This window comes from Hydrogenophaga sp. NFH-34 (assembly GCF_021401345.1).
Taxonomy (GTDB): Bacteria; Pseudomonadota; Gammaproteobacteria; order Burkholderiales; family Burkholderiaceae_C; genus Hydrogenophaga; species Hydrogenophaga electricum.
Window position 1 is genome coordinate 34,996 of the sequence record NZ_JACBGE010000011.1, and the last position, 21,540, is coordinate 56,535.

The following is a 21,540-nucleotide window of genomic DNA, read 5'->3' on the forward strand; positions in this document are numbered from 1 at the left end:
CACCAGCAAGTCGCGGCCGGAAAGGGAGGGGTAGGTCATGGTTTTCATGAAATCAGGATGAACCGAATGTTGGCGAAATCAACTTCGCTTCAAAGTTGAAAAGCCTTGGACGTCAGGCCGCTTTCTTCTCGGCGCAACGGCCAGACAGGTAACGGTTGGCCACCGATCGGCCATGCTGATCGTCCCACAGGCATCCAGCAATCTCGATTGCAGCCTTCACCGGTGCCTCGAATCTTCGAACGCGCTCCGCTTTGCGCTCCTCGGCCACGGTGTTTCCGTCACTGCTGATGCCGTGCCAGATATCCTTCACACGCTTTTCCACGCTGCGGTAGAAAGCCTTGCTGTGCAGAGGCGCTACTCCCATGAGGTGATCAATGGCCCGGCTCCATGACAGATTCGCTGAATGCCGGTCGTGGAGAGGTCTTCCGCCTTCCGACCTGCGCTCGGCCCTGGTAGAGCCTCTTCCGATCCATGATTTGCCGCGAGAACTTCGACTGTAGCCGCCCGGCTTGTGGGTTGAGAACTTGACCCACGGCGCTTCTTCGTAATCAGACAATTCGCCTGAACGTTGAAGCCACTTCGATTCCAGTGTCTTCTTGATGATTGCTCTCCAGGAGATGGGCTTTGTAGAGCGGGCACTTTTTCGCATCGACTCAGATCGAAATCCCCTCGTGTTCAGGGTAAATTCAAGCTGTTCGGCTGTTCCATAGACACGAACCACATCCAGGAAGCTGGCGCGTGCGTAAGCGAAGACCGGTGGCGCATGTGGGCTAACCTGGTAGACCGCGATCGGGACTGTCAGGTAGAAATTCTGGGTGTAAGTCAGTTTTTCTGCGCTCGCCCTTGCAGTTTCGAGCCACTGCCTGAGCATGTCGCTGGGGATGCCATCACCGCTGCGCTGCGCAGTATCCAGTGTCTCCAGCAAACGGCTGCCCTCATTGATGGCTTTGTGTGCCTTTTTCAACGCAGGAAGCCGGATCGGCTCGGGGCTCGTATGGAGCCAGGTATCCAGCTCTGGCCAGCGCGTCACAACCTCTTCCGTGGCCTCCAGCGTCTTGTCCAGCAGCCAGACCGTGGATGCCGAGCCCAGTGACGCCTTGCTGCCCGAGACCTTCAGCAGATGCCGACGCACCCAGCTCCAGACCACAGCCGAGCCATATTCCTTGCGCTCTTCCTCGGGGACCACAGAGTACAGAGCGAACTGATTCTTGCCCGTGCGCGTCAGCATGAGCGGCTGCAGGCCGTGCTTGTCGCACAGAGAACCCACCAGCGGCGCCATTGAATCTGCGAGGCTTGCCACAGGGAAAACCAGGGACATGAGCTGGCCGATGCCTGTCTTGTCGTTGAGGCTGGGTACAGGTGCTCCGCGGTGATCGGCTCGCCATGTCGCTACCGCCTGGTCGATGGCCTCACTGATCTCGGATTCGGGCAGCACCTTCGCTTCGAGAGCTGCTTGGCGGATGTGCTCGCGAACCTTGGCCTCTGCCGCTTGATCGTTTTGCAGAACACGCTCAACCCGGCGCAGCGTGCGAAGCCAGTTGATGGAACTGAATCGCTGGTCCCGGTCGTAGATGTAGCGGCGGACTTCAGCGAGCTTTACCCGGTCGATGCACAGCCACCATGATTGCAGATCCTCGCCCCGGTATGCATCGGGTCCGGTGAGCCATGCAGATCCGTTCTTTCGCCCGCGATCGGTTGAGACGGGGACTTGCAGGAAGATGTTGCCGGCCTTCTCGCTGGCGATCAGCGCGAGTCCATCCAGAGCGCTGCGGTCGATTCTCGCGTAGTTCTCCCTGCGAACCAAGGCAGTCGCCATGCTCAGTGTGTTGCCGCTGTCCACCACGACACGGGAACCCGAGCGAATGCCCTGGTTGTGTCGGCGCATCCATGCGTAAACCGTCTCATCCTGTCCGCCCAGCAGTAGTCCGGGGTCATCGTTTTCCAGGAACCGCATGTAGCGCTGCTGGAAATCGACGCTCATGAAGGAAGCCTTCGATTCAGGGGGCGCGAAGTCACCAAACAGGTTCAGACGATGATCCAGGCCGCACAGCAGGATCAGAAAACGCCGGTAGTGCAGGGCCTGGTCCTCGAACCGACCAACAGCCTTGCCGAAGGCCACATCCTGAAGTCCGATAGTCGAGCCGTCGATGCCCTGAAAGGGCTTTTGAATGTCAAAACGGGTCGGGAAAAGTCGCTCGGCAGCCTCGTGCGACGGCTCGCATGAGTAGACCGCATGCACGTTGTGGCCGTTTCGAACCAGCAGGAACACGCGCTTGTTCTCCAGGTCGCGTGCCACCCTCTCGAAGGGGCTCATCTTCTCGCTGTACTCGACATTTCGGCGCGTGACTTGAACCGATACGACGCACCGTGGCGAGGGCAGGACCTGCCGGAGCAGTTCATCGTTGTCCGCAAGTCGGGTAAAGAACTTGCTCGTACTGGAGCAGTCGAAGCTCTCTTCCACGTCCACGTGGACGGCAAGTTCCTCATCCATGGCCAACTTGCCCTGAACGATGGTCAGTGGTTCGCTGGACGGCGCATCCTCTCCTTCGCGAACGGTGAACACGTCCACGCCTGCACCCGTGTAGAGGTTAAGGGATGCAATGCCTCGGCTGATCTGCTTGACCAGATCGATGCTCTTGCTGGACAGCGCCATGGCCACCTGGGCTTGCTCCGCCACATAGGGCGTAAGGCGCTTGAGGGTGCTCCCCATGTCCTCCGTTCGCGACTTGAGCCATTTCGATGTAGCCTCGGCGATAGCAACACGCCGACCGGCTTCAATCTGGAGGTCGCGCACCCCATCGGCAGTGACCCCCTCGCTGATCATCACGTCCAGCCGGTCGGAAATCGTGGTCTTGCGAACAGCAATGGGGTTGCCCTTGGCCTCGGAGCGACGTGCGGCTCGGCGGTGAATCCGGCGAAGGTCGGATTCCCGTTGTTCCTTATCCTTGACTTCGGACTGCACTCGTGACGCTTCTTCATGTTCGAAGCGCTCGACTGCTTCTTTTGCGGCTTCCTGTACCCCGGGCAGTTGGAGAGGGTTGATCTGTGCATCCAGCATCTCCTGCTGAAGGGACTGCACTTTGGCCATGATGGCAGCTTGGCCAGCAGCGCGGTCGATTGCGGCATCCTCGTCGCTGACACGCTCGAAGGCATCGAAGAACTGATTGGCCAAGAACGTATGGCGAGAGAACTGATCTCCCCATGTATTTCGGGGGTGCCCCAGCACCGTTACCGAATGAAGCACACCCTCGAAGTAGAAGAGTGAGACGACGAGGTGAATGTCTCCAACTTGCAGGTCGGTGTCACGGCTCCCCCATTCGCCAGTACCCTTTGCTGTGACATCCTTGACGGCCCGCCAATACTGGCCGGGCTCAAGGGTGTTCGAGCCTTCGATTCGATTCAGCGAAGGCTCATCAGGCGTGCCAGAGGGATCGAGAGAGGGCAAGTGTTCCATGCAACCAGCATCACACGCCCTGTGCTGGTTTCAAGAATAAAAAAGTAGCGCATTGCTTAGCGCTTCTTGCCTCCTTCGAATGAGCCAGGTATGCGGCGGTTCAGTGCATCCATTGCGGACTTTGACTTGCGAATACTAGTAGGGGCTATTGCCGGCGCGGTTTCAGTGTACTTTCGAGCTGCCTTTATGCACTCGGAGCATAAATGCAAGTAGCCTTGATTGGTTTCGACTCCGAAATGCGGTAACCAGATCATGCACGTAGTGCATGGACCTGTCTTGTGCAAGGGACTTGCTTCGCCATGGATGCGAAGCTGAGCCAGCTTTCGTGGGCGACGCTTCATGGGGACAGGATGGTTACTATCGGCAGGCCTTGATTGTCTCATCCTCGGGGTCGACGCCGTTGGCCACGGCCATATCCCGGTAGTTCTTGAACAGCGCCCGACCATCGTCATGAATCTTCGACATGTCGAGGTCGCCCCGAATCTGGGCCAGACGAACAGCCAGGTTGTTGTCCGCGCCACGCAGGAGGAAGCCGGCGCAGGCAGCAGGCTTTTAAGAGTCGGATTCGTGGCAAGAGAACACGTGGTCGCTCATGTCATAGGCCGTTCTCGCTGAATGGCGAAAAGCCTCTGCAGGGAACGACCCGGCATTCTCCATGACCCAGGGGCAACCGCCACTTGGCTGTGCGCGATAGCATCGCTTTGCCCCCCCTTGACGGTGACCACCTGATGATCAGGGCCGGCAGGTCGGACTTCGAGGATTTCTTTCATGTGTAGACAAGGCCAGTGGCCAATGTGAGCATGCATTGTTCGTGCTCGCCGCCAGATTACCCCATGGACGAACACCTTTGGCAAAAATTCTGCCCTGTGGCGAAGACGGTTGCGAGCAGGACGAAAAAGAGGAACAGCCCACCGAGAAACAGCGAACGGATGCTCATAAAGGCGCTCTTTTGGACCAATCAGGATTCGCCAGGGTGGGCAACGAGAGGGCCTCGGACAGCGCCGCTTGCACTTGCGAAAGAGCCGTTCTAAGGAAAACCACTTCGCTGTCCTTGCTCAAGCGTAGTGCATGCTCTTCGGCCCGGATCTTGATGCGGGACACAGACGAGTCGGGAGGTAACCCAAGTGCAACTGCCAGATCCGCACGAACCGCATCCACCTTCGTGGCCTTCTGTCGAGCTTCATCAATCAACTTTTCCTCAAGCACGCGAACGCGCTCGGCCTGGCCCTCGGCTGCTTTGCGTAACGCCTCCGTTTCTCGCTCAAAGTGGGACTCCGCAGCGCCTCGGTCATCTAGGACCTGTCGGACATGCTTCCCAAGCTTCGAGCCAATTCGATGCCGAGCGAGCCATTCGTCAGAAAAACTGGGTGAAAGAGAAAGTGCGATTCGTGAGTGTTCACGCCCCAAGCCATCGATCAGCAGCTTGCACCAGGCCTCATGGGGGAGGGTGTTGATCGGCCTGAGGGTCGGGGCCTTGACAGTGCGCCAGCCGGCTTCGCTTCTGGTCATCAAGCCGCATCCTTCAGGAAGATCATTTTTGTTGATTAGTCCGGCCGGAACCGCGAACGTGATGCCAGCGGCATAGGGCAAGTAGGTTTGCCACTTGCCGCTGGTGACATCGCGCCGGTAATCCGCGACGGAAACCTTGACCTCGTAGGCCAGCGGACGAAACTTCACGAACGACGGTTCGAGTGAGTAGACATCCGGCCGCGGTGATCCGCTGGGGCCAAGTTGCATGTCGGTCCAGACCAGTCGGACAGATCTGCCCCTGACGTGGTTTGCCAGATCCTTGGCCAACTCGTCGTGGGTCATCTTGCGCCCTCCAAGGGGGTCATATCGATGGCCCGGAACATGGCACACTGGCGGAAGAGGTCGATGGACAGCGGTTGCTCCCTTTTTTTCGCCATCCGAAGCACCAGGCGCAGCAGCATCTTGATGTCCCGCGGAGCGATCTGAGGGAACAGCTTCAAAAGCTGCTCCACCAATGCCGTATCGAGGGTTGTGTCGAAATGGGCCGCGATCACACTCCAAATCTTGCGTGCGTCAGCGGGAAAGGGTGGGCTGTAGTCGATGATGGCGGCGCACCGGGAGAGGAAGGCCTCATCGATGTCATCCGGCCTGTTGGTCGTCATGAAGATCAAGCCGTCGAAGTATTCGAGCGTGCGCAGGAACTCCGCGACGATGGCATTTTGCTCAATGCTGGTACCGCGCTTGCTCACGAAGACATCGCACTCGTCCAGCAGCAGGACGCAATTCCAGCGCCTTGCCCTGTTGAAAATCACCTTCAGGTTCCTCTCGATGGCTTCGGCCGTTGTGCCAAGGCTGCCCGAGTGGACCTTGTACAGGGGCTTTTCGATCAGCTCGGCATACACCTCGGCGGTCAGCGTCTTGCCAACGCCTGGGATGCCCTTGCACAGGATGATGTTGCCCGCGCTCTTGCCCTCGATGATGTCGCCTGTGAACGCGCCAATGTCGGTCGTGAGAACGTCCAGGAGATCGCGGTGAGTTTCGGGCAATATGAGCTTGCTGCCCAGGGACTTGTCGTAGTCGTAGGGCATCAGGTGGCAGGTGTTCACCCAAAAGGACTCCTGGCACTCCATGTCGAACGCTACGGCCAGCGGGTGCTCGGGTACGTTGCCGTGGCCATCGTGGTCCGGTACCTTCTCGAAGATGACTGATTCTTCACTCTGCAGACGTGAGCCGCGAGCTTCATCATCCAGGTCCCAGATCACACGGCTGGCGTTGAATCGAAAGCCTTCGCTTCCGTAGCCTTCGACTTTCCGCAGCATCGGCCCAGTAGCGCGAAACTGCTTTGAGAACGCACCGGCCTCAAGGCCATGATGCCGGTCCATGGCCGCCTGATATTCCGCCTTCAGGCGCTCGGACTCCTTGAGGATGCCGTGCGACTCAAGAATCGAATCAACCCGTTTGCGTGCCACGGCGTTGGGGTGGAAGGTATGGGTGCGGCGACAGGTGTCCATTGTCGACCCATGACCATCGGCCATTGTGTATGAGATTGTCGAGATCGAAACGGAGGGCGTCGAATCTCGTCTGTAGCCATCATGGTACGAAATGTCTGTGACAAGCTCCGGCAGCAACTGGCCGTCCGAGCGCTCCACATAGATCCATCCATCGATGGCCTCGTGTCGAATGTAGGAAGTCAGTACCTCCTTGAAGGCATTGAAGTTCGGGACCGGCTTGGAAAAGTCTCCTTCCAGAGCCTGGAGGATGACCTCGATAGTCCTTGAAAGCTTCGCTTGCTTGTGATCGCAGGCCAGCCGCAGAAGCTCGGTCAAGGCATCTTTATCGAGGTGGTCCGACAAGAGCTGGATATCTTCGTCGCTTCGATGGGAACCAACCCTCTCCCGAGCACGCTTGAGTTTCTCATTGGAGGTTGCCAGTAGGATTTCTTTGGAGACGATCAGGGACATGGGTGTTGCCGTTCGAAATGGAAATGGCCTTGGTTGCGCTGAACCAGCATCCCATCGTGCGTCTTTCAGTCAAACTCATGCCAGGCCAAATCGCCGAGCCCAGTCCTTCATGCATTCGGAAGCAAAGGCCACAAGCGGCGCCGGCAACGACACCTGGATGCGTCCGACATACACCAGCACCGAAAGCACAAAGAGAATCGCCCCCGCGTAGACACCTGCGACGAAGATCGCAGCTCTCCTGTCTCTGGTGTCCTGCATGGGCATGGTTCGTACTGACATGCCCCCATGTTCGAGCCTGCTCAAGATCGCTGTGACTCGATTCAGAGTCCATGCTCGCTGTCATTTGCCAGTCCACATACGAGCGGGGACCGCAACTGCGCGAACAAAAAAAGACCGCCCAAATTTGAGCGGTCCCGATCGAGATGGTGGAGCCTTCAGTCCGTTTGGACCTGCTGAGCGATTTGCTTGCACTCGGTGGCCAGATCGATTTCGCCGGATGCGATGATCTTCAGACTTTCGGTGCTCAGAATGTCCATCACCACGCTCAGACGCCGTTCAAGGGCCTGATGAGCTATGGTGGGCCATAAATCCTTGGCATGAGTGATATCGTTGATCATGCTCGGACGTCCAGTCAGGAGTCTGGCGATTGCCTGACGTTCTTCGACGGACAGCCCGGGGGGCTTGTTCGGATTCGTCATGTAGTTGTGCGCGGGAGACCCCTAGTGGGGCTGGATAGTGTCCTGCGTCGGCAGATGTCGTTCCCGCTTCTCCTTTCCATGCACTATCCAAAATACTCCGCAGGCCGTGCGGCACGGGCCTTCCCACCCAGTCGCCTTGTGAAATGAAGCATGAGGTCAACCTCGGATTTGACGGGGGTAGAAGTGCAAAGTAAGTATTTCATGGAAAACATGAAACTCAACCCTTCATATGACTTAAACTGCAACCGCCGGTTAACCGGTCCCGCTTTTCCTCCCTGAGCGGGCTGACCAATGGTCAGTTCAAGACCCCGCAATCCGGGGTCTTTTCTTTGGGGAATCGGCTATTGCTTTGAGTCGGTTTCGATGTTGGCATGAGCATCGCGCCTCCTATCCTCGGGTATGGCAAAGTGGATCGCGTGCACCGAGCAAACCGCCTCCGAGTTCAAGGACGCCATCAGGGGATGGCCCGAGGTAGACAACCTGATCAGAGGACTTCAGGCCCAGGGCGTCTTTCCTGGAATGAAGAACATGCGGATGGTCTTCGATCCCGAAAAAATAGCGCCTGAAGACCCCCTAAGGGTGCGTCTTCAGGCGCTACAGAATGCAGAGGATGCCCGTCTTGCGGGTGGGCGAGATCAGGAGGGCTGAGCGTCCTTCTTGCTGGCCTTCTCGGCCTTGGCCGCCTTCTTCTGGGCCTTTTCCTGCTCGGCAGCGATGAAGCCCTTGAGTTCGTCGGCCGTCTTCATGCCGCCCAGGAACGCCAGGAACTTCAGGAAGCGCTCGTCGTCATCGAGCTTCTCCTGCCGCAGGTAGTCGATACTACGTACGAGGACCGGCTTGGCCACACGGGGCGTCGCATTGATGTGCTTGGGCGTCATGCGCGTCTTGCCGGACGCCTCGGCCTTGGCCAGGCCTGCCTTGAGCATTTCCAGTGCCTTCGGGCCATGCTTCTTGAGCATGTCGATCGCCAGGCTGGCGCTCACCTTGTCCACTTCGACCAGCTTGCGAACTTCGCTCGGCGCCGCCATCAGGGTCATCAGGCCGTCCAGATAGGTTTCGGTGAAGCCCATCTTCTTTGCGATCGTGGCGATTTCCATGCCGTATCCGGCGAGCCGCTTGCAGACGAGGGCCTGCTCGAACGGGGTCAGCGGGTTGCCGTTGTTGCCCACATGCAATGCGATGGTCAGGTCTTCCATCGACGTGCCATGGGGCTTGGTGACCACAGGCAGCAGCTCGATTTCAGCACCCTCGGAGATCGCCAGGTCAACGGCGTCCAGACGGGTGTGACCATCCGTGACGATGATGACCTGCTGACCGCCATCATCGAGGGCCACATATCCTGCCAGGGGCTTGTCGGGGTAAAAGCCGTTTTCCTTGATGGAGTCGGCGATCTCGCGCACACGTGCGGCGTACTTGTCGTTGCGGACACGGACGTTGAAGTCCTTGGCGACCTGGATGTTGGAGCGCGGAACTTTCCACAGATCGCTACTGCCGGCGCCGGCCTCCTTCATGGCCTTCTTGACCGAGCCCGGGAAAAACTGGATTTGCTGTTCAGACATGGATTGCTCCTACAAGTTGGTTTAGGTGATATCAGCTTCTCACCCACAACTTCATAATCAAGTTCGGGTCTCGGTGGTATCGAGATATCGGCGCCACGGTTCAGGAAATGAGCAGTTCTCGGGCGCGCCAACGAAACAAGGCGCAATATCGTCGTCGTCGAAATTTGCGAGGCCGCAACCGATCCGCGTGATGAAGAACAGGGTTTCTGGTTTCGAGTGCGCGAAGTTGATGAAGGCCAGAATGCCGTCTCGAACTTCATCCAGGCTCAACGTCTTGAGGTGCCTGTCCTTGGTCGGGATGGCGTAGGCTTTGCCTGTAGGCCCCTCACCCACGCCGTACTTGGCTCCAAAGTTCACGTGAGCGGCTTTGGCCGCCCCCGCACCGTGACGGCCAGCCAGATTCGAGCCGAAGACGTAGACCCAGCCATTGCCCTTGGGCATCGTGTTGTCGGGGTGATAGTTGCGTGGCATAGTCGTATTCACCATGAGATTGCAGTGACGCTGTTGACGTGGTGGGGGCCAAAGGTTGGGAAATGGTGGTCGTGCACCACCTCGAAGTGGTCCTCGCGCAGTTCCTGCCAAAGCAGTGCTTCTTCCGAGCGTGAAACCGGCCCATCGAAGCTGGCGAGCGGATCCACAATCTTTCTCAGACCAACTTCCGCGGATTGCCGGATGAGCGAATCAACGTGCGTTCTTGCTGCATCCAGCGTCGGTGTCCGCACAGCGTGACGGGCAAGTGCTCGGGCCGCTTCGGCGTTCATTCAGAACTCCACTTCAGAGTCGCGTATCTGTCTCCAGTACGACTGGAAATCCACGACCGTTTGGTTGATCGTCAGGCTCTGACGTGCGCGGGTCAGCGCCACATACATCAGATGCACTTCCTGGGCGTTGATCTTGTAGTTCGGGTCATCACCGCAGAGCAGATCAGGGAAGTCGTCTGCGAGCGTGACGTGTTCGAGGGTTGCTCCCTTGCTCCTGTGGGCAGTGGACAGAACCAGGGCTGGAGGAAGAAGGCCGAGCTTCTTGCCTTCTGCCGTCCTCTCATCACCAAATGTTCTGCCCTTGGCGATAATTTCCGGCACCAGCTCGAACAGTTGGTCCCCGTAGGCGGCAGCCGTTTTGAGCAGCCGCAACAGGTCATGCTCTTCCGTCTCCTCCGCGTAGTCCTCCATCTGTTGGAGCGATGTGAAGCCGCGGATGAATGGGTCCCGAATTGAGTTATGCAACCCGGCTGCAAGGTTCTGAACATCAAGCAGTCTTTCGAACTGATAGGAGTTCACGCCGCCCACATATGCGATCGACAGACCCTGCAGATGAGCCTGAACAGCGTGCTCGAATAGTGCTGCGTTCGTCCTGGACAAAACGGCATGTTGGCCACTTGTCTTGTGGCCTGGGTTGAACACGGCCGTGTTCACACCAGAACCGACCAACTTCTTCGTCTCACCGAAGTGGGCAAAGAGAATGTCGTTCGCGATGTTCGCGATTGACTGACCAAAGCGAAAGCTCTGCGACAGATGGAAGTGCGACGTGGCATCGAAGACATTCATCGCGTTGACTGCACCGCGGAATGCGTAGATCGATTGGTACGGGTCTCCAACCACGATGATGGGCTGCGGCTGCCGGCCGATGATGTCCAGCGTCACTGGGTTGGTGTCCTGGAACTCATCGACCATGAGGTAATCACCTGGCAGGCGAGGGCGGCTCAGTTGGTACAGCTTGAAGTAGCCGTCGTGAGGCATCTTGAATGGCGATGTGACATCGCGCATCTTTTTCCAGACCTCTTCGGCCAGCCGCATCAACTCCCTGGCTCGCGCCTCCGAGATGCTCGGGCTGATGTACATTGCGCCAGCATCGGGGAATTGCTCTTCTGCGTTGATGCAGTAGTGCTTGATCGCCGAGATGATCAGTTGGGCCTCGGGGTACAAGTCGACAACCCCGAGATCGACAAGATCTCTCGCCCGGATGTCCCCGAGCTTTCGTCTGTACCGACTGCCATACACCCTGAAGGCAAGAGCGTGCCCTGTCCGGGCGACAGCGGTATCACCAAAGCGCTCTTCGGCTTCCAATTGAGCGCTTTTGTTGAAGGCCATGTACAGGCCCTTCATCCGATGTGTGTTGGCCAGGTGCTCTGCTTTGAGTACAAGAGTTGTCGTCTTCGAGGCGCCTGCGTACGCCTTGACCTTCGTGATCCCGCGCAGCGGCGCGTGGATGATTTCTTCTTGTTCCTGAGTGGGATTGAAGGTTGATTCCATGATCTCCAAAGTTCTCATGGCAGGAGCGCCAAGCAAGTTCAAAATCAAGCACTGGCGCATGCGGAATTGGATCGGGTCTTCATTGAGCGGAAAGGCCAGGCAACCAGCGCAGCATCCCGTTCATGTTGATTCGAAGGCTTGTCCCGCCCGACAAACTTGTTGAAGGTCTGCGAATCGAGCTTCGTACCCTTTTCCCTTGGACTTCGGCCGATGAAATCGATGTTCTGCCGCTTGCACAGGTCTTCGATCTGCCTGCACCATGCGTCGATCTGACCAACGTTCCTGGCAAGCTTCTGTTGGGCGGTTGGAGAGAGTCCTGGACGCGCCCAAGTGTGTGAAGTCAGGCGCGAGTCCTCGATCACGACGAGTCCAGGGCGAGCTGAGATGATCTCGCGCAGCAAGTCGGTGGGAAGCAGGGTCACCAGTACCACAAGCCTGCCAGATTCATACCTGGCAAGACCTGTGGACATTCCTGGATCGACACCGAAGATGATCATCCGCCGGCCTCGGCCTTCTGGGCGCTTGTCTCGCTCTTTTCGGCCAGTTCTCCGCCGAGCATGGCGATCAGAGCCGGCAGGAAACTGCGCAGCTCACCTGTGCTCAGGGCTACGTCGGAATCGAATGGGTCTTCGCCCTCGGCGCTGGGCCGGTCCTCGAACACGCCCTCCAGGAAGCTGAGCTTCTTGAGCCTGAAGTTCTCCGAGAGATGGAAGCCGATCCGGCCCTCCCAAGTCAGAGCCAGGCGCGTCGGAAGCTTTCCTTCGGTGATGTGCTTGCGCACGTCATCGTTCAGCAAATGGTGGCGTGTGAGGCGAACCACCGACTTTTCCTCGCTGTGCGATTTCAGCTCGCACTCGCGCTCCACCGCCAGCCCCTCGGGCCAGTCATCGGGCGATTTGGCCAGAAGCCACTGTGTCATCGCGGTTTGAGGTGTCTGGGCCGTGTTGAGGTTGTGGATCTTTGTACCGGGCAGGAGCGTGACGAGACTGGTGATGAGGTCGTCGTTGGCCAGGGTCGTTGCCGCATCGGTGATCAGCATCCCTCGCTCGACATCGAGCCACACCATGACCGATTTGCGGCGGGCGAATGCCTGGGGCAGCAGGGCCTGCAATGCATCCTCGCGCAGGGCCTTGGTTTCCTTCTTGCCGGGCTTGCGACCGGTGGTCGCCTCGATCCTGTCAGCTTCCTCCTGTGCCTTCTTGCGCACCTCGGCGCCGGGAACCCCTTTCGTCTCGATCATGAAGCGCAGGAGTCTCTGACCATTGACTGATTCCACGAGGGGGCCGTGTTCCTGGCCGCGGGGCTCTACCCAGCCGAAGGATCTCTCCTGTGTCGCACCGCAGGGGGTGAACCGCGCAGCGTCAAGCGCTTGCTCCATGCCCTCCAGATCCTGGACGGGGCCAAGCTCGATGCGGAAGAGGTTGATATTTTTGAACATTTGATGTGCGTGTAGATGAATGCCTGGGCGGCATGGCGCCCAGGATTTCGGGTTGAATAGGGAACGAGTAGGGGTCAGCCGGTGCACAAGGGGCAGTACCTTCCGGCCTCGTTCTCGGTGCTCATGTACATGCCCCCGCATTCGCCCTTCTGGCAGCGTTTGATCTTGAGCGTGCACTTGCGCTGGCCAGTGCTCAGTAGCTCGTCCGAGTAGGATTTGCAGATGAAATGAGCACGAGCAAAAGAGATCTCGTAGTCCTTCTCGGATGCCCGGAACGCGGGGTCGCCACGTTCCTGCCACACCCCTCGGCTGACCATGGAACCGGTGATCCGGCCGTAGTGGTAATAGGCGTGCGTCAGCGCCGCATACTCGGGCATCGTGCGCAGTGCCCTCACGTAAAGCTGGACGATGAGCGCCGAGTGGTAGCGTCTCGTCGGCGTCTTCAGGTACCAGTTCAGGTCGTTGGGTTGCTGCCCGCTGGGACTTGAGCGACCGGCGATCTGTTGCCACAGGTCGCGCACCTCCAGGGATGGCAAGCCGGTGAGTTGCGTGATCACGCAGGCGCGTGCATTCATCTGCACCATGAGCCGCACGCACTGGTACATCGCAGCGAGTTCAGTTTTCGTGCGCTTGAGCTTCTTGGGCGAGCGCAGGGAGTCCCCTGGCACCTTTGCCGCCTGAGCCGTGTTCGCATCGTTGAGCAGTCCTGGGCTCATGGCAGCCTCCGCTTCTTCGTCGCCCGCGTCACCACGTCCAGCGAAAAGGAGTCCGTGAATGCGCGGATGGCGTCCGAGTCGCCAGAACCGTTCTTGACCATCCGTTCAACGAGGTGGTGATCACGAATGCGGGCCTTGACCAGTGGAAAGCCGAACGACATGTCCAGCATCCGATCGACGACACGGCTGTCGCTGAACAGCTCGATGACCTGTTGCGGGACATCCAGCAGATCGGGAGCCAGAGGCTCCGCTGGGCCGAGCAGGGCAGCCACGCGCATGACGTTGATGTAGGCGCGATTGAGGTCGTCGATGGCGCCCTGCAATGCAGTTCCGGCTACGCGATCGACAAGAGGAATCTCCGGCAACTCGAACGAATCCTTCGATGAGTCCGGGGAGGTAGTCGCTTTTGCAGCTATTGCCATTTTGGTTCTCCCCGCGGTCAGACGATAGTCGGGTCAAGCTGCTCGGCCAGCTCGCGCAACTCGTTGGCGATCTTGGTGAACATCGGCCCATACTGGTGCGGGTTGACGCGCTTGACTTTCAGAAGAAATGCCTCGGACCAAACCGAACGCAGAGTCTGCAGCGATGCCTGCAGCTCATCCACTGCCCGCGCTGCATCGCGGACCTCCCGGTTCTTACGCTCGACGTCTTCGAAAGCGGCTTTGGCCCGCTGAAATTCGCTTTGCGTGCGATCCAGGTCCCGCTTGATGTCCTCGCGTTGATGTTCCAGATTGGCGATCTCGTCGCGCAGCGTCTTGCTGGTGGGGTCCGAATCGACCACGGTGACAGCCTGCTCTTTCGCCGCGAGCAGCCTGGAGTTGCTCTCGTCCAGCTTTGCACGCAAGGTGGACATCTCGGCTTCGCGGTCTTGCAGGGTGTTCACGATGCGGGCGATCGCCTGATCCTTCTCGCTCAGCTTGCCCTGGGCCTGCGCCAGTTCCACCTTCATTTCGTTGAGCTGGGCTTCGACATCCTTGGCAGTCGGGGCCAAGCCACCCTTTTCTTCAATCTGCTGAGCGATACGCTCGATCAGGCCGCCCTGGATCTCGTCGGGCGCGGAGCCGAGCACCTTGACCGCGCTCATCGACATGTCCTTGAGCAGCGAAATCTCCTTGCCACCCTCGGCGCCGATGCGGGCCATGTAGTTGACGATCGCCCGGCCGGTACTGACGCAAGAGCGGATGTGTCCCTGGCTCATGCCCAGATCCGAGAAATTGGCCTCGCAGAATTTCTGCCAGCCCTCATCACCGGATTGCCGGAATGCTTCCCGGCACTGGTACAGGCGAATGCACACGTTGACCGCGGCTTCGGCGTGTTGAATCCAGGCTTCGATGGCCCCGATGGCGCTGGCGATGATCTGTTGCTGGCTTGACTCGTCTTCCTCGACGCCCAGCAGACTCAGTTGGTTCTTGCGCTGAAGCTTGATCGTGATGGCAGTGTTGTCGATGGTGACTTTTTGATCCATGTGTGCTCCGAGTTGTTGACTTCCAAAGAATCACCCGGCACAACGCATAGTCAAATTCAAAAGCCGGCACTTTTGATGCTGCTTTTGATCGGAGCCCATAGCCCATCTTGAAGAACATGGGGTAGTGAAACCCCGACAAATCGACCCGCTTCCACCTTCAGAGCTGTTCAGGCAATACGCCGACACCGGGTCGTTCGCAAGCCTGGCGACAGTTGTGGGACGCGAAGACTTCGCGGCCTTTTACCTCCCTCTTGCAGAACGCGCTGCAACGAGGCTGCAGGAACTCCCTCTTTCGCAAACAGCATTCCCGGATCGCGGGGGTGCGCTGCAGTGCGCGTTTAGGTCTGGATTGCTTGCCGTACGGATGTGCGACAAGACGATCTTCTCTCCCACAGCTTCTGCGGCTGAGCGCATGGTAGGAGATCGCAATTACCGGTGGCTTTCATATTGCGCGGTGCTCGCAACCGTGTATCTTCAAGCGATTGCAAATTGTGAAACCATTCTTGAATCGGGCGAAGTGTATTCACATGCCGACGATGAATCTCTTTTCGAACTCAAACAAAAGTACGAGTTGAGGTGGCGCTCCAAGGGCTCCTTGACACTGTCGAGGTTGCACATTCTGCTCAGTGAGTTCTGGTTTCCTGGACAGTTTGCTCACCTTTCGTTCGCCGTGCTCAACGATCTGGGGCAGGCTATCAATCCTGCCATGGCCTCTTCCGCCAGCGAGCCACCACTCGCAAGGCTCGTACGCCAATCAATCGAAAGAACACTTTCGGATGACATTGCCGAAAGGGCCTGCGCGGTAGGCGAAGGCAAGGCAATGCCCGGAGTGGCATCCATGCCCGAGGAAGCGCAGCCGGCGACAAGTGCCCAAGCGCCTCAGGCTGCGGAGAAGCAGGCGCCAAGGACTGCGCCGACTGCCCCACCGGAAAGCCCCACATCAAGACCAGCTCCTGGGCCTGCTGCAGAACCCCAGAACCCGGCGGCTCAAAAGGCCATTGAGTGGATACGAGCCATTGCGATGGACGCCACGTTCGATGGCGAAATCCATCAGTTGTCTGATGGGAGCATTGACTTCTCCCGGAAGGCATTTTCGTTTGGTGCTGCGCCAAAAGATACCTACACCTTGCTGCACACGGCAGGATTCATCGAGCGAAAGGCCGAGAAGTCCGCATCGATCAAGGCCATGTACGCCCACATCTACCTGGATGCTCGCAGAAAACGTGAAGGGGGGGTGTGATGAGCCGCCGCGAATACGAGAACATGTTCCGCGGCGCCCATGAGGTCGCTGCGGTGTTTGCATGGGGTTTCTCGATTCTGATCCTAGTCGCCTATCGGCCTCCATTCTGGCCGGTGATGATCCTTGCGAGCGCGTTGCTGGGCATCATCAGGTTTCAGAAGATCAAGGAAATCTGGCAGTTCAGGGCTTCGATCAGCCTCAACCGGATGCGGACCATTTCGTTGGACATGATGCTCCAACGACTGCAAAGGCTCACGAAGATGCGCCAGATCCTACCCATTGGCCGAGGATTCAAGTGGAGCCAGCGCCACGCCGAGCTGGCCGTTGAAATGCTCAACCGAAATCCGGACGAGCTACCTGACATCCCACAGTTCATCAAAACCGAGTTGATGCGCCTTGATGGTGTCTCGGAGCACGAGCGCACCATGCTGGACAAGGCGATTGCCATGGCCATCAAGGGGATCATGCCCCCCAATACGAAACCGATACTGGACTCGGACATCGGTAGTCCCTGGATACATGGAATCGGGTTGAGCGCTGAAGAGGAAATCGGAATCCCGTTCCCAGCCCTGCCAGGCCATACGCTCATCACGGGCACAACCCGGGCCGGCAAAACCCGTCTATACGAGTCACTGACAGCGCAGATCGTCAAAATGGGGAAAGCGCTCATCGTGATCGACCCCAAAAAAGACATCGACTGGGTGTCGATGCTCCACACGATGTGCAAGAAGGAGGGGCGCAAGTTCCTCTACTTCGACCCTGCTCAGCCCCACAAGTCCATCCGCATCCAGCCGCTCAAGAACTGGAACAACATCTCCGAGCCAGCAACCCGGATCGGCCAGCTCGTTGACGCTGACGGCTCGTTTGCGGCCTTCGCCTGGAAAACTCTATACCGCATTCACCGGGCACTTATCGCCGCCGGCGAACGCCCTGACATCCGCAACACCAAGCGCTATGTGCAGATGGGTGTGGAGGGGCTAGCAGAGAAGGTCATCGCAATCCACTTCAACCGCAAGCATGGACCAGAGTGGGACAAGGACTTCAAGGCCCTGCCCAGTGCTGGCAAGAACGCTCTGACACGGCTTGAATGGTCCATCATGAAGTACGCTGACGAGGGCGATACCGACGACACAATCGACGGCATCATCTCAATGGTCCGGCACTCGAAAGAGCACTACAGCAAGATGGTGCAGGTTCTGGAGCCCATCCTGGAGATGTTGGGGTCCGACGAGATTGGAGATCTCCTTTCGCCCGATCCGATGGTCACGTCCGACACGCGAGACTCATGGGACATGCGCCGTGTCATCGATGAGGGCGCCGTCCTCTATATCGCACTGGATTCGCTGTCGAACAAGATCATTGCCAGTGCCATCGGCTCAATCTTGCTGGCGGACCTGGCATCTACATTGGGTGCTATCTATAACTTCTCCAAGCCTGCAGACGCCTACCTTTTTGTTGACGAAGTAGCCGAAGTCGCCAATGAGCAGTTGATCCAGATCCTGAACAAGGGCGGCGGGGCGGGCATCAAGTGCTTCCTTGCAATGCAGGCGATTGCGGACCTGGTTGTCCGCCTGGGCTCCAAGGAGAAGGCTGAACAGGTCTTGGCCAACCTGAACAACCTCATCAGCTTGCGGGTTCGCAGCATTGAGACGGCAAAGTATGTCAGCGACATGTTCGGCCAGGTCATGGTGCGATCGATGGACGTGTCCTACTCGTCGGGCAGCGAATCATCCCAGGCGTTTACCGAGTTCCGAAGTAATACAAGTCGGTCGCTGAAATCCACCGCGTCGGCGCTCATCCCACCGGAGTTGCTGACCCGGCTGCCGCCTCTGCACTACTTCGCATTCGTTGCCGGTCGAGGCACATACAAGGGCATCGTCGAGTACATCGAGGCGGACAGGATCGCACCGTGATTGAAATCAAGAATCAGTTTGCCCGCCACATGATCCTGTGGATACTGACGGGGCCTTTTCTAGCCGTGTTCCTCATGCCGGTGTTCATGGGTACCGAAAAGCTGCGGGTCCCGGACAGTGAGTATGAAACGCTCCAGGAACTCGGAATCGAACATGACCTGGTGACACAGCGAGCCAACACCGTCTTCTCTTCTTTGTTCGTTGAAACGGGAGCAGTCCAGTGGACCCGAAAGTTCGCCAGCAGCAAGAACGGGTTCGGAACCCTGGGTGAGCGAAACATCAACAGAGGGTCGAACAGCTACGTGGAAGGCTTCTGGCACCTCATCTACAGGGCAATCTGGCGCTTCATGGGCATGTGGCCTGTGCTCTCGGTGCTGCTGCTGGCATTTGCGTTGCCGGCTTTCATCGATGGCATTGTGATCAGGGAAACGAAGCTGGATCAGTTCAAGCCGCACAACCCGGTGTTCTTCTGGCTTTCCATGCACTCTGTCATCTCGATAGCAGGGTCGTTCCTTTTTCTGCCGCTACTGCCAATAGCGATCACGATTCCCGTTCTCTACGGCGCGGTAGCACTGGTGTCGATCGGGCTTTGGACGCTCACGGCAAACCTCCAGACGGGCAACTAAGGAAGGTCTGCACAACACCCGCTGCAGCGTGAGTTGATGCACTCGATTTCGGCTTGCGCCGGTTGCTGGCTCGCAGGGGCTGTTTGGAGTCCGATTTCGCCCCGATTGGCGGCCTTCTGGCCGCCTGCAGACGCACTCATCCCTGCATCTCTTGCAGCAACGTGCGCCGCACCATCCACAGGTTGGACAGCGCAAACAGCGTGCGCAGTTGCGCCGTGTTCTTGGCCAGCCCCCGGTAGCGAACCTTCACATGCCCGAACTGGCACTTGATCACCCGGAACGGGTGTTCAACCTTGGCCCGCATGCGCGCCTTGAGCTGTTCGAGTCGGTCGAGGATTGCGCCCCTGGGCGTGCTCTTGTCCAGCACCTTGCGCTTGCCCGGTCGCATCGCAACGTGCCAGTGGGCGTTGATGCCTTGGGTCTCTTCTCGCTTGTCCACGCCTTGGTAGCCCGCATCGGCAAGGACATTGGTTTCCTCTCCGTGCACCAGCGCATGCGCCTGCGTCACGTCGTTGACATTGGCAGCCGTGCCCACCACCGTGTGCACCAGGCCCGAGTCCGCATCGATCCCAATGTGGGCCTTCATCCCGAAGTGCCATTGGTTGCCCTTCTTGGTCTGGTGCATCTCGGGGTCGCGTTCGCCGCCGCTGTTCTTGGTCGAACTCGGTGCAGCAATCAGCGTGGCATCGACCACGGTGCCGCTCTTGAGAAGCAGGCCCTTGGCCGCCAGCGTGGCGTTAACGGTGGCCAGGATCTGCAAGCTAAGGTTGTGGGCTTCGAGCAGATGGCGAAAGCGCAGGATGGTGCTCTCGTCGGGCAGGTTGTCTTCGCCAGCGTCCAGCCCCACAAACTCGCGGAACAGCGCCATGTCGTACAGCGCTTCTTCCATGGCCGGGTCCGAGAGGTTGAACCACTGCTGCAGGAAGTGAATGCGCAGCATGGTCTCGACGGCAAACGGCGGGCGTCCGCCCTTGGCGCCCGGTGCCGGCGCATGCGGTGCGATCAACGACACCAGCTCAGCCCACGGCACCACCAGGTTCATCTCGTCCAGGAACTCGCGCTTGCGTGTGCGCTTGGTCTTGCGCTCGAATCCGCTCTCGCCCAGGCTCATTTGCTTCATGCCGTCAATGTCTCACATCGGGCCAGGGGTGCCGGGGTTGTGCAGACCTTCCCTAACGGTCCTGTTGGGAGTGCGCCCAAATTTGAGCGCTCGAAAGCTGTTCCTACAGCATCAGGATTTGAGCGCCCAAATTTGGGCGGCCCTTCGACTTGGGTGCGTTGGGTGTGCAAGCATGCTTGTCTACTCTCAGTGCGGCGATATCTTGTGGGACCAGCGAGCCCTGGATGATGACGGGCGTGTCGCACCCGTCGATGGCTACCCACAGGGGCAGCGCCAACCGGCCGATACTGCGGAAGACTTCGGTGTTTGCATTCAAGAACGATGCGTGCAAGGCATCCTTCTCCCTGGTCGTCGCGTAGATGGCGATTGGAACAATCTTCGTAGGGACGGGCGAGGTGCCAGCTTGTGCAACGGCTTCGCTACATATCGCGCACTCGGGGTCCACGAAGAGGAATGCACGGGGAGTGCCCGCTTGCACCTGGTAGCCATGAGTGGCTCGAAGGGAAAGCTCAAAGGCCTGCTCTGGAGTCAAGCTTCGGGATTCAGCCCTGCTTGTGGTCAGGATTACGGCGCATCCGATGCATGACGCTGCCACCAGCAGATAGCCCATGAATGAGGAAATGATGTTCTGTTGTTGCACTGCAAGCTCCTTTGAAGGCATGCTTGCACTTGGATTGGCAAATGCAACTTGGCACGAGAGCCTAGAGGCCGGCTTCTTCCAGAAGCTCAGTTGTCGATTTCAAGGGCAGCTTCATGGCCCGGGCCTTGAATCCCATGTATGCCATCTGACTGGGCAGTGTGAGCGCCCAACGTTGCTTGGGTTGCATACGTCCTGATTTCTGCGCGTTGATGAGGATCGTGTAGGCCTGGTCGTACTTTGTGAAAGCTCGAAGCCACTGAGCGCAAATCGGGTGAACGATCTGCAGGTTGATCTTTCGAGGTCTCATCCACGCATGTTCGATCTGTCCGACTGGCAAGGACTTGACGATATCCAGTAGGTCCGACATCTGCCAGGTCATCTCGGCAGCGTCTTCGCGGACGAGCTTGGCCCAATCTGGGTCAAGGCAGTTCAGGAATAGCTTGGCCGAGACGATGTTCCAGTCACGCCGGAGGATCCGTGCTATCGGCGAAGTGGCGAACTGGATCGATGCCGCGGCACTCATCGAAGCGCGGATGCGCTGCAGTCGATGGCCATTCTTCAACTCGACGACCAGTGGTTCGGTACTGGTTTCGAGTTCGTTGTCGAGTACGCGATCGACGGACAAGTCGTTGTGATTGATGATTGCTTCCACACGTTGATTCTGATGACGAGTGCCGATGGTGGACCATGAATACCTATGTTCAAAGGGCTACATTTGTTCGCACGCTCTTGTGCATCGGAAGAAAAATATCTCTACTCACAAAACCACATCTGTGGAACGAGATGGCCGGCCCAGTGCTCCGAATCTCTTGGCCCGCCAACCAGCGACCTTCGTGTCGCCCCTCTGAGCCTGACTACTCAGATTGACATGTGCCCGTTGCGGCGATTGGCCTAGTCAGCCAAATGGTGAACCTGCCAGTGTCAACGTCCAGGCTAATCCTGACGTGATGCAGATGGTCCCGTAAGGGTGCGTGTCCTGTATGCGCAG

Annotated in this window: 21 protein-coding genes and 1 pseudogene; 4 read left to right on the forward strand and 18 right to left on the reverse strand. The window is 58.3% G+C overall.

Annotated features, from left to right (window positions below; genetic code table 11):
• Nucleotides 1–112: 112 nt before the first annotated feature.
• The 6 genes and pseudogenes from L0977_RS12020 to L0977_RS12045 all read right to left on the reverse strand — a co-directional run bounded on the left by L0977_RS12020 (nucleotide 113) and on the right by L0977_RS12045 (nucleotide 7,583).
• Nucleotides 113–3,454 (reverse strand): hypothetical protein, encoded by a 3,342-nt coding sequence (locus L0977_RS12020; RefSeq protein WP_234265089.1) that lies wholly within the window; start codon nucleotides 3,452–3,454, stop codon nucleotides 113–115.
• Nucleotides 3,455–3,811: 357 nt separating this feature from the next.
• Nucleotides 3,812–4,111: pseudogene (locus tag L0977_RS12025) on the reverse strand (DUF6283 family protein).
• Between the two features lie 276 nt (nucleotides 4,112–4,387).
• Nucleotides 4,388–5,266, reverse strand: a complete 879-nt coding sequence (locus tag L0977_RS12030) for a hypothetical protein (RefSeq protein WP_234265090.1) — start codon at nucleotides 5,264–5,266, stop codon at nucleotides 4,388–4,390.
• Nucleotides 5,263–6,885, reverse strand: coding sequence for an ATP-binding protein (locus L0977_RS12035; protein ID WP_234265091.1), 1,623 nt, complete (start codon nucleotides 6,883–6,885; stop codon nucleotides 5,263–5,265). The genes L0977_RS12030 and L0977_RS12035 overlap by 4 nt, the downstream gene beginning before the upstream one ends.
• A 75-nt stretch (nucleotides 6,886–6,960) precedes the next feature.
• Complete coding sequence (locus tag L0977_RS12040; RefSeq protein ID WP_234265092.1) at nucleotides 6,961–7,143, reverse strand: hypothetical protein; 183 nt, start codon at nucleotides 7,141–7,143, stop codon at nucleotides 6,961–6,963.
• A 176-nt stretch (nucleotides 7,144–7,319) separates the two neighbouring features.
• Nucleotides 7,320–7,583, reverse strand: a complete 264-nt coding sequence (locus L0977_RS12045; protein ID WP_234265093.1) for a hypothetical protein — start codon at nucleotides 7,581–7,583, stop codon at nucleotides 7,320–7,322.
• A 399-nt stretch (nucleotides 7,584–7,982) separates the two neighbouring features.
• Here L0977_RS12045 and L0977_RS12050 point away from each other — a divergent pair, with 399 nt between their 5' ends.
• Nucleotides 7,983–8,231: a hypothetical protein gene (locus tag L0977_RS12050; protein WP_234265094.1), complete on the forward strand. Its 249-nt coding sequence runs from the start codon at nucleotides 7,983–7,985 to the stop codon at nucleotides 8,229–8,231.
• Here the strand turns inward: L0977_RS12050 and L0977_RS12055 are convergent.
• The 9 genes from L0977_RS12055 to L0977_RS12095 all read right to left on the reverse strand — a co-directional run bounded on the left by L0977_RS12055 (nucleotide 8,219) and on the right by L0977_RS12095 (nucleotide 15,013).
• Nucleotides 8,219–9,142, reverse strand: a complete 924-nt coding sequence (locus L0977_RS12055) for a ParB/RepB/Spo0J family partition protein (RefSeq protein ID WP_234265095.1) — start codon at nucleotides 9,140–9,142, stop codon at nucleotides 8,219–8,221. The genes L0977_RS12050 and L0977_RS12055 overlap by 13 nt on opposite strands.
• A gap of 57 nt (nucleotides 9,143–9,199) precedes the next feature.
• A complete protein-coding gene (locus L0977_RS12060) occupies nucleotides 9,200–9,613 on the reverse strand; it encodes an A1S_2505 family phage non-structural protein (protein WP_234265096.1) in 414 nt (137 codons plus the stop codon).
• Nucleotides 9,614–9,621: 8 nt separating this feature from the next.
• Nucleotides 9,622–9,903 carry a hypothetical protein gene (locus L0977_RS12065; RefSeq protein ID WP_234265097.1) on the reverse strand — a complete coding sequence of 94 codons (282 nt, stop codon included), beginning with the start codon at nucleotides 9,901–9,903 and terminating at the stop codon, nucleotides 9,622–9,624.
• Nucleotides 9,904–11,394, reverse strand: coding sequence for a UvrD-helicase domain-containing protein (locus tag L0977_RS12070; protein ID WP_234265098.1), 1,491 nt, complete (start codon nucleotides 11,392–11,394; stop codon nucleotides 9,904–9,906).
• Nucleotides 11,395–11,438: 44 nt separating this feature from the next.
• Nucleotides 11,439–11,891: a hypothetical protein gene (locus tag L0977_RS12075; RefSeq protein ID WP_234265099.1), complete on the reverse strand. Its 453-nt coding sequence runs from the start codon at nucleotides 11,889–11,891 to the stop codon at nucleotides 11,439–11,441.
• Nucleotides 11,888–12,832, reverse strand: a complete 945-nt coding sequence (locus L0977_RS12080) for a recombination-associated protein RdgC (RefSeq protein WP_234265100.1) — start codon at nucleotides 12,830–12,832, stop codon at nucleotides 11,888–11,890. The genes L0977_RS12075 and L0977_RS12080 overlap by 4 nt, the downstream gene beginning before the upstream one ends.
• 74 nt (nucleotides 12,833–12,906) lie before the next feature.
• Entirely contained in the window at nucleotides 12,907–13,548 is a 642-nt protein-coding gene (locus L0977_RS12085; RefSeq protein ID WP_234265101.1) for a FlhC family transcriptional regulator, read from the reverse strand.
• Nucleotides 13,545–13,970, reverse strand: a complete 426-nt coding sequence (locus L0977_RS12090; protein ID WP_234265102.1) for a hypothetical protein — start codon at nucleotides 13,968–13,970, stop codon at nucleotides 13,545–13,547. Before L0977_RS12090 ends, L0977_RS12085 begins: the two co-directional genes overlap by 4 nt.
• Before the next feature lie 17 nt (nucleotides 13,971–13,987).
• Nucleotides 13,988–15,013, reverse strand: a complete 1,026-nt coding sequence (locus L0977_RS12095) for a hypothetical protein (RefSeq protein ID WP_234265103.1) — start codon at nucleotides 15,011–15,013, stop codon at nucleotides 13,988–13,990.
• Nucleotides 15,014–15,137: 124 nt separating this feature from the next.
• Between L0977_RS12095 and L0977_RS12100 the strand changes: the two genes are divergently transcribed.
• Genes L0977_RS12100 through L0977_RS12110 form a run of 3 tightly spaced genes read left to right on the forward strand, consistent with a single transcriptional unit; the run spans nucleotide 15,138 to nucleotide 18,792 of the window.
• Nucleotides 15,138–16,253, forward strand: a complete 1,116-nt coding sequence (locus tag L0977_RS12100) for a hypothetical protein (protein WP_234265104.1) — start codon at nucleotides 15,138–15,140, stop codon at nucleotides 16,251–16,253.
• Nucleotides 16,253–18,166 (forward strand): conjugative transfer system coupling protein TraD, encoded by a 1,914-nt coding sequence (gene traD, locus L0977_RS12105; RefSeq protein WP_234265105.1) that lies wholly within the window; start codon nucleotides 16,253–16,255, stop codon nucleotides 18,164–18,166. Before L0977_RS12100 ends, traD begins: the two co-directional genes overlap by 1 nt.
• On the forward strand, nucleotides 18,163–18,792 hold the full coding sequence (locus L0977_RS12110) for a DUF4400 domain-containing protein (protein ID WP_234265106.1): 630 nt from the start codon (nucleotides 18,163–18,165) through the stop codon (nucleotides 18,790–18,792). The genes traD and L0977_RS12110 overlap by 4 nt, the downstream gene beginning before the upstream one ends.
• A 136-nt stretch (nucleotides 18,793–18,928) precedes the next feature.
• Here the strand turns inward: L0977_RS12110 and L0977_RS12115 are convergent, their stop codons facing one another.
• The 3 genes from L0977_RS12115 to L0977_RS12125 form a co-directional block, all read right to left on the reverse strand.
• Entirely contained in the window at nucleotides 18,929–19,912 is a 984-nt protein-coding gene (locus tag L0977_RS12115) for an IS5 family transposase (RefSeq protein ID WP_234265107.1), read from the reverse strand.
• A 103-nt stretch (nucleotides 19,913–20,015) separates the two neighbouring features.
• Nucleotides 20,016–20,552: a hypothetical protein gene (locus L0977_RS12120; protein ID WP_234265108.1), complete on the reverse strand. Its 537-nt coding sequence runs from the start codon at nucleotides 20,550–20,552 to the stop codon at nucleotides 20,016–20,018.
• A 61-nt stretch (nucleotides 20,553–20,613) separates the two neighbouring features.
• Nucleotides 20,614–21,204 (reverse strand): hypothetical protein, encoded by a 591-nt coding sequence (locus L0977_RS12125; RefSeq protein WP_234265109.1) that lies wholly within the window; start codon nucleotides 21,202–21,204, stop codon nucleotides 20,614–20,616.
• Nucleotides 21,205–21,540: the final 336 nt, after the last annotated feature.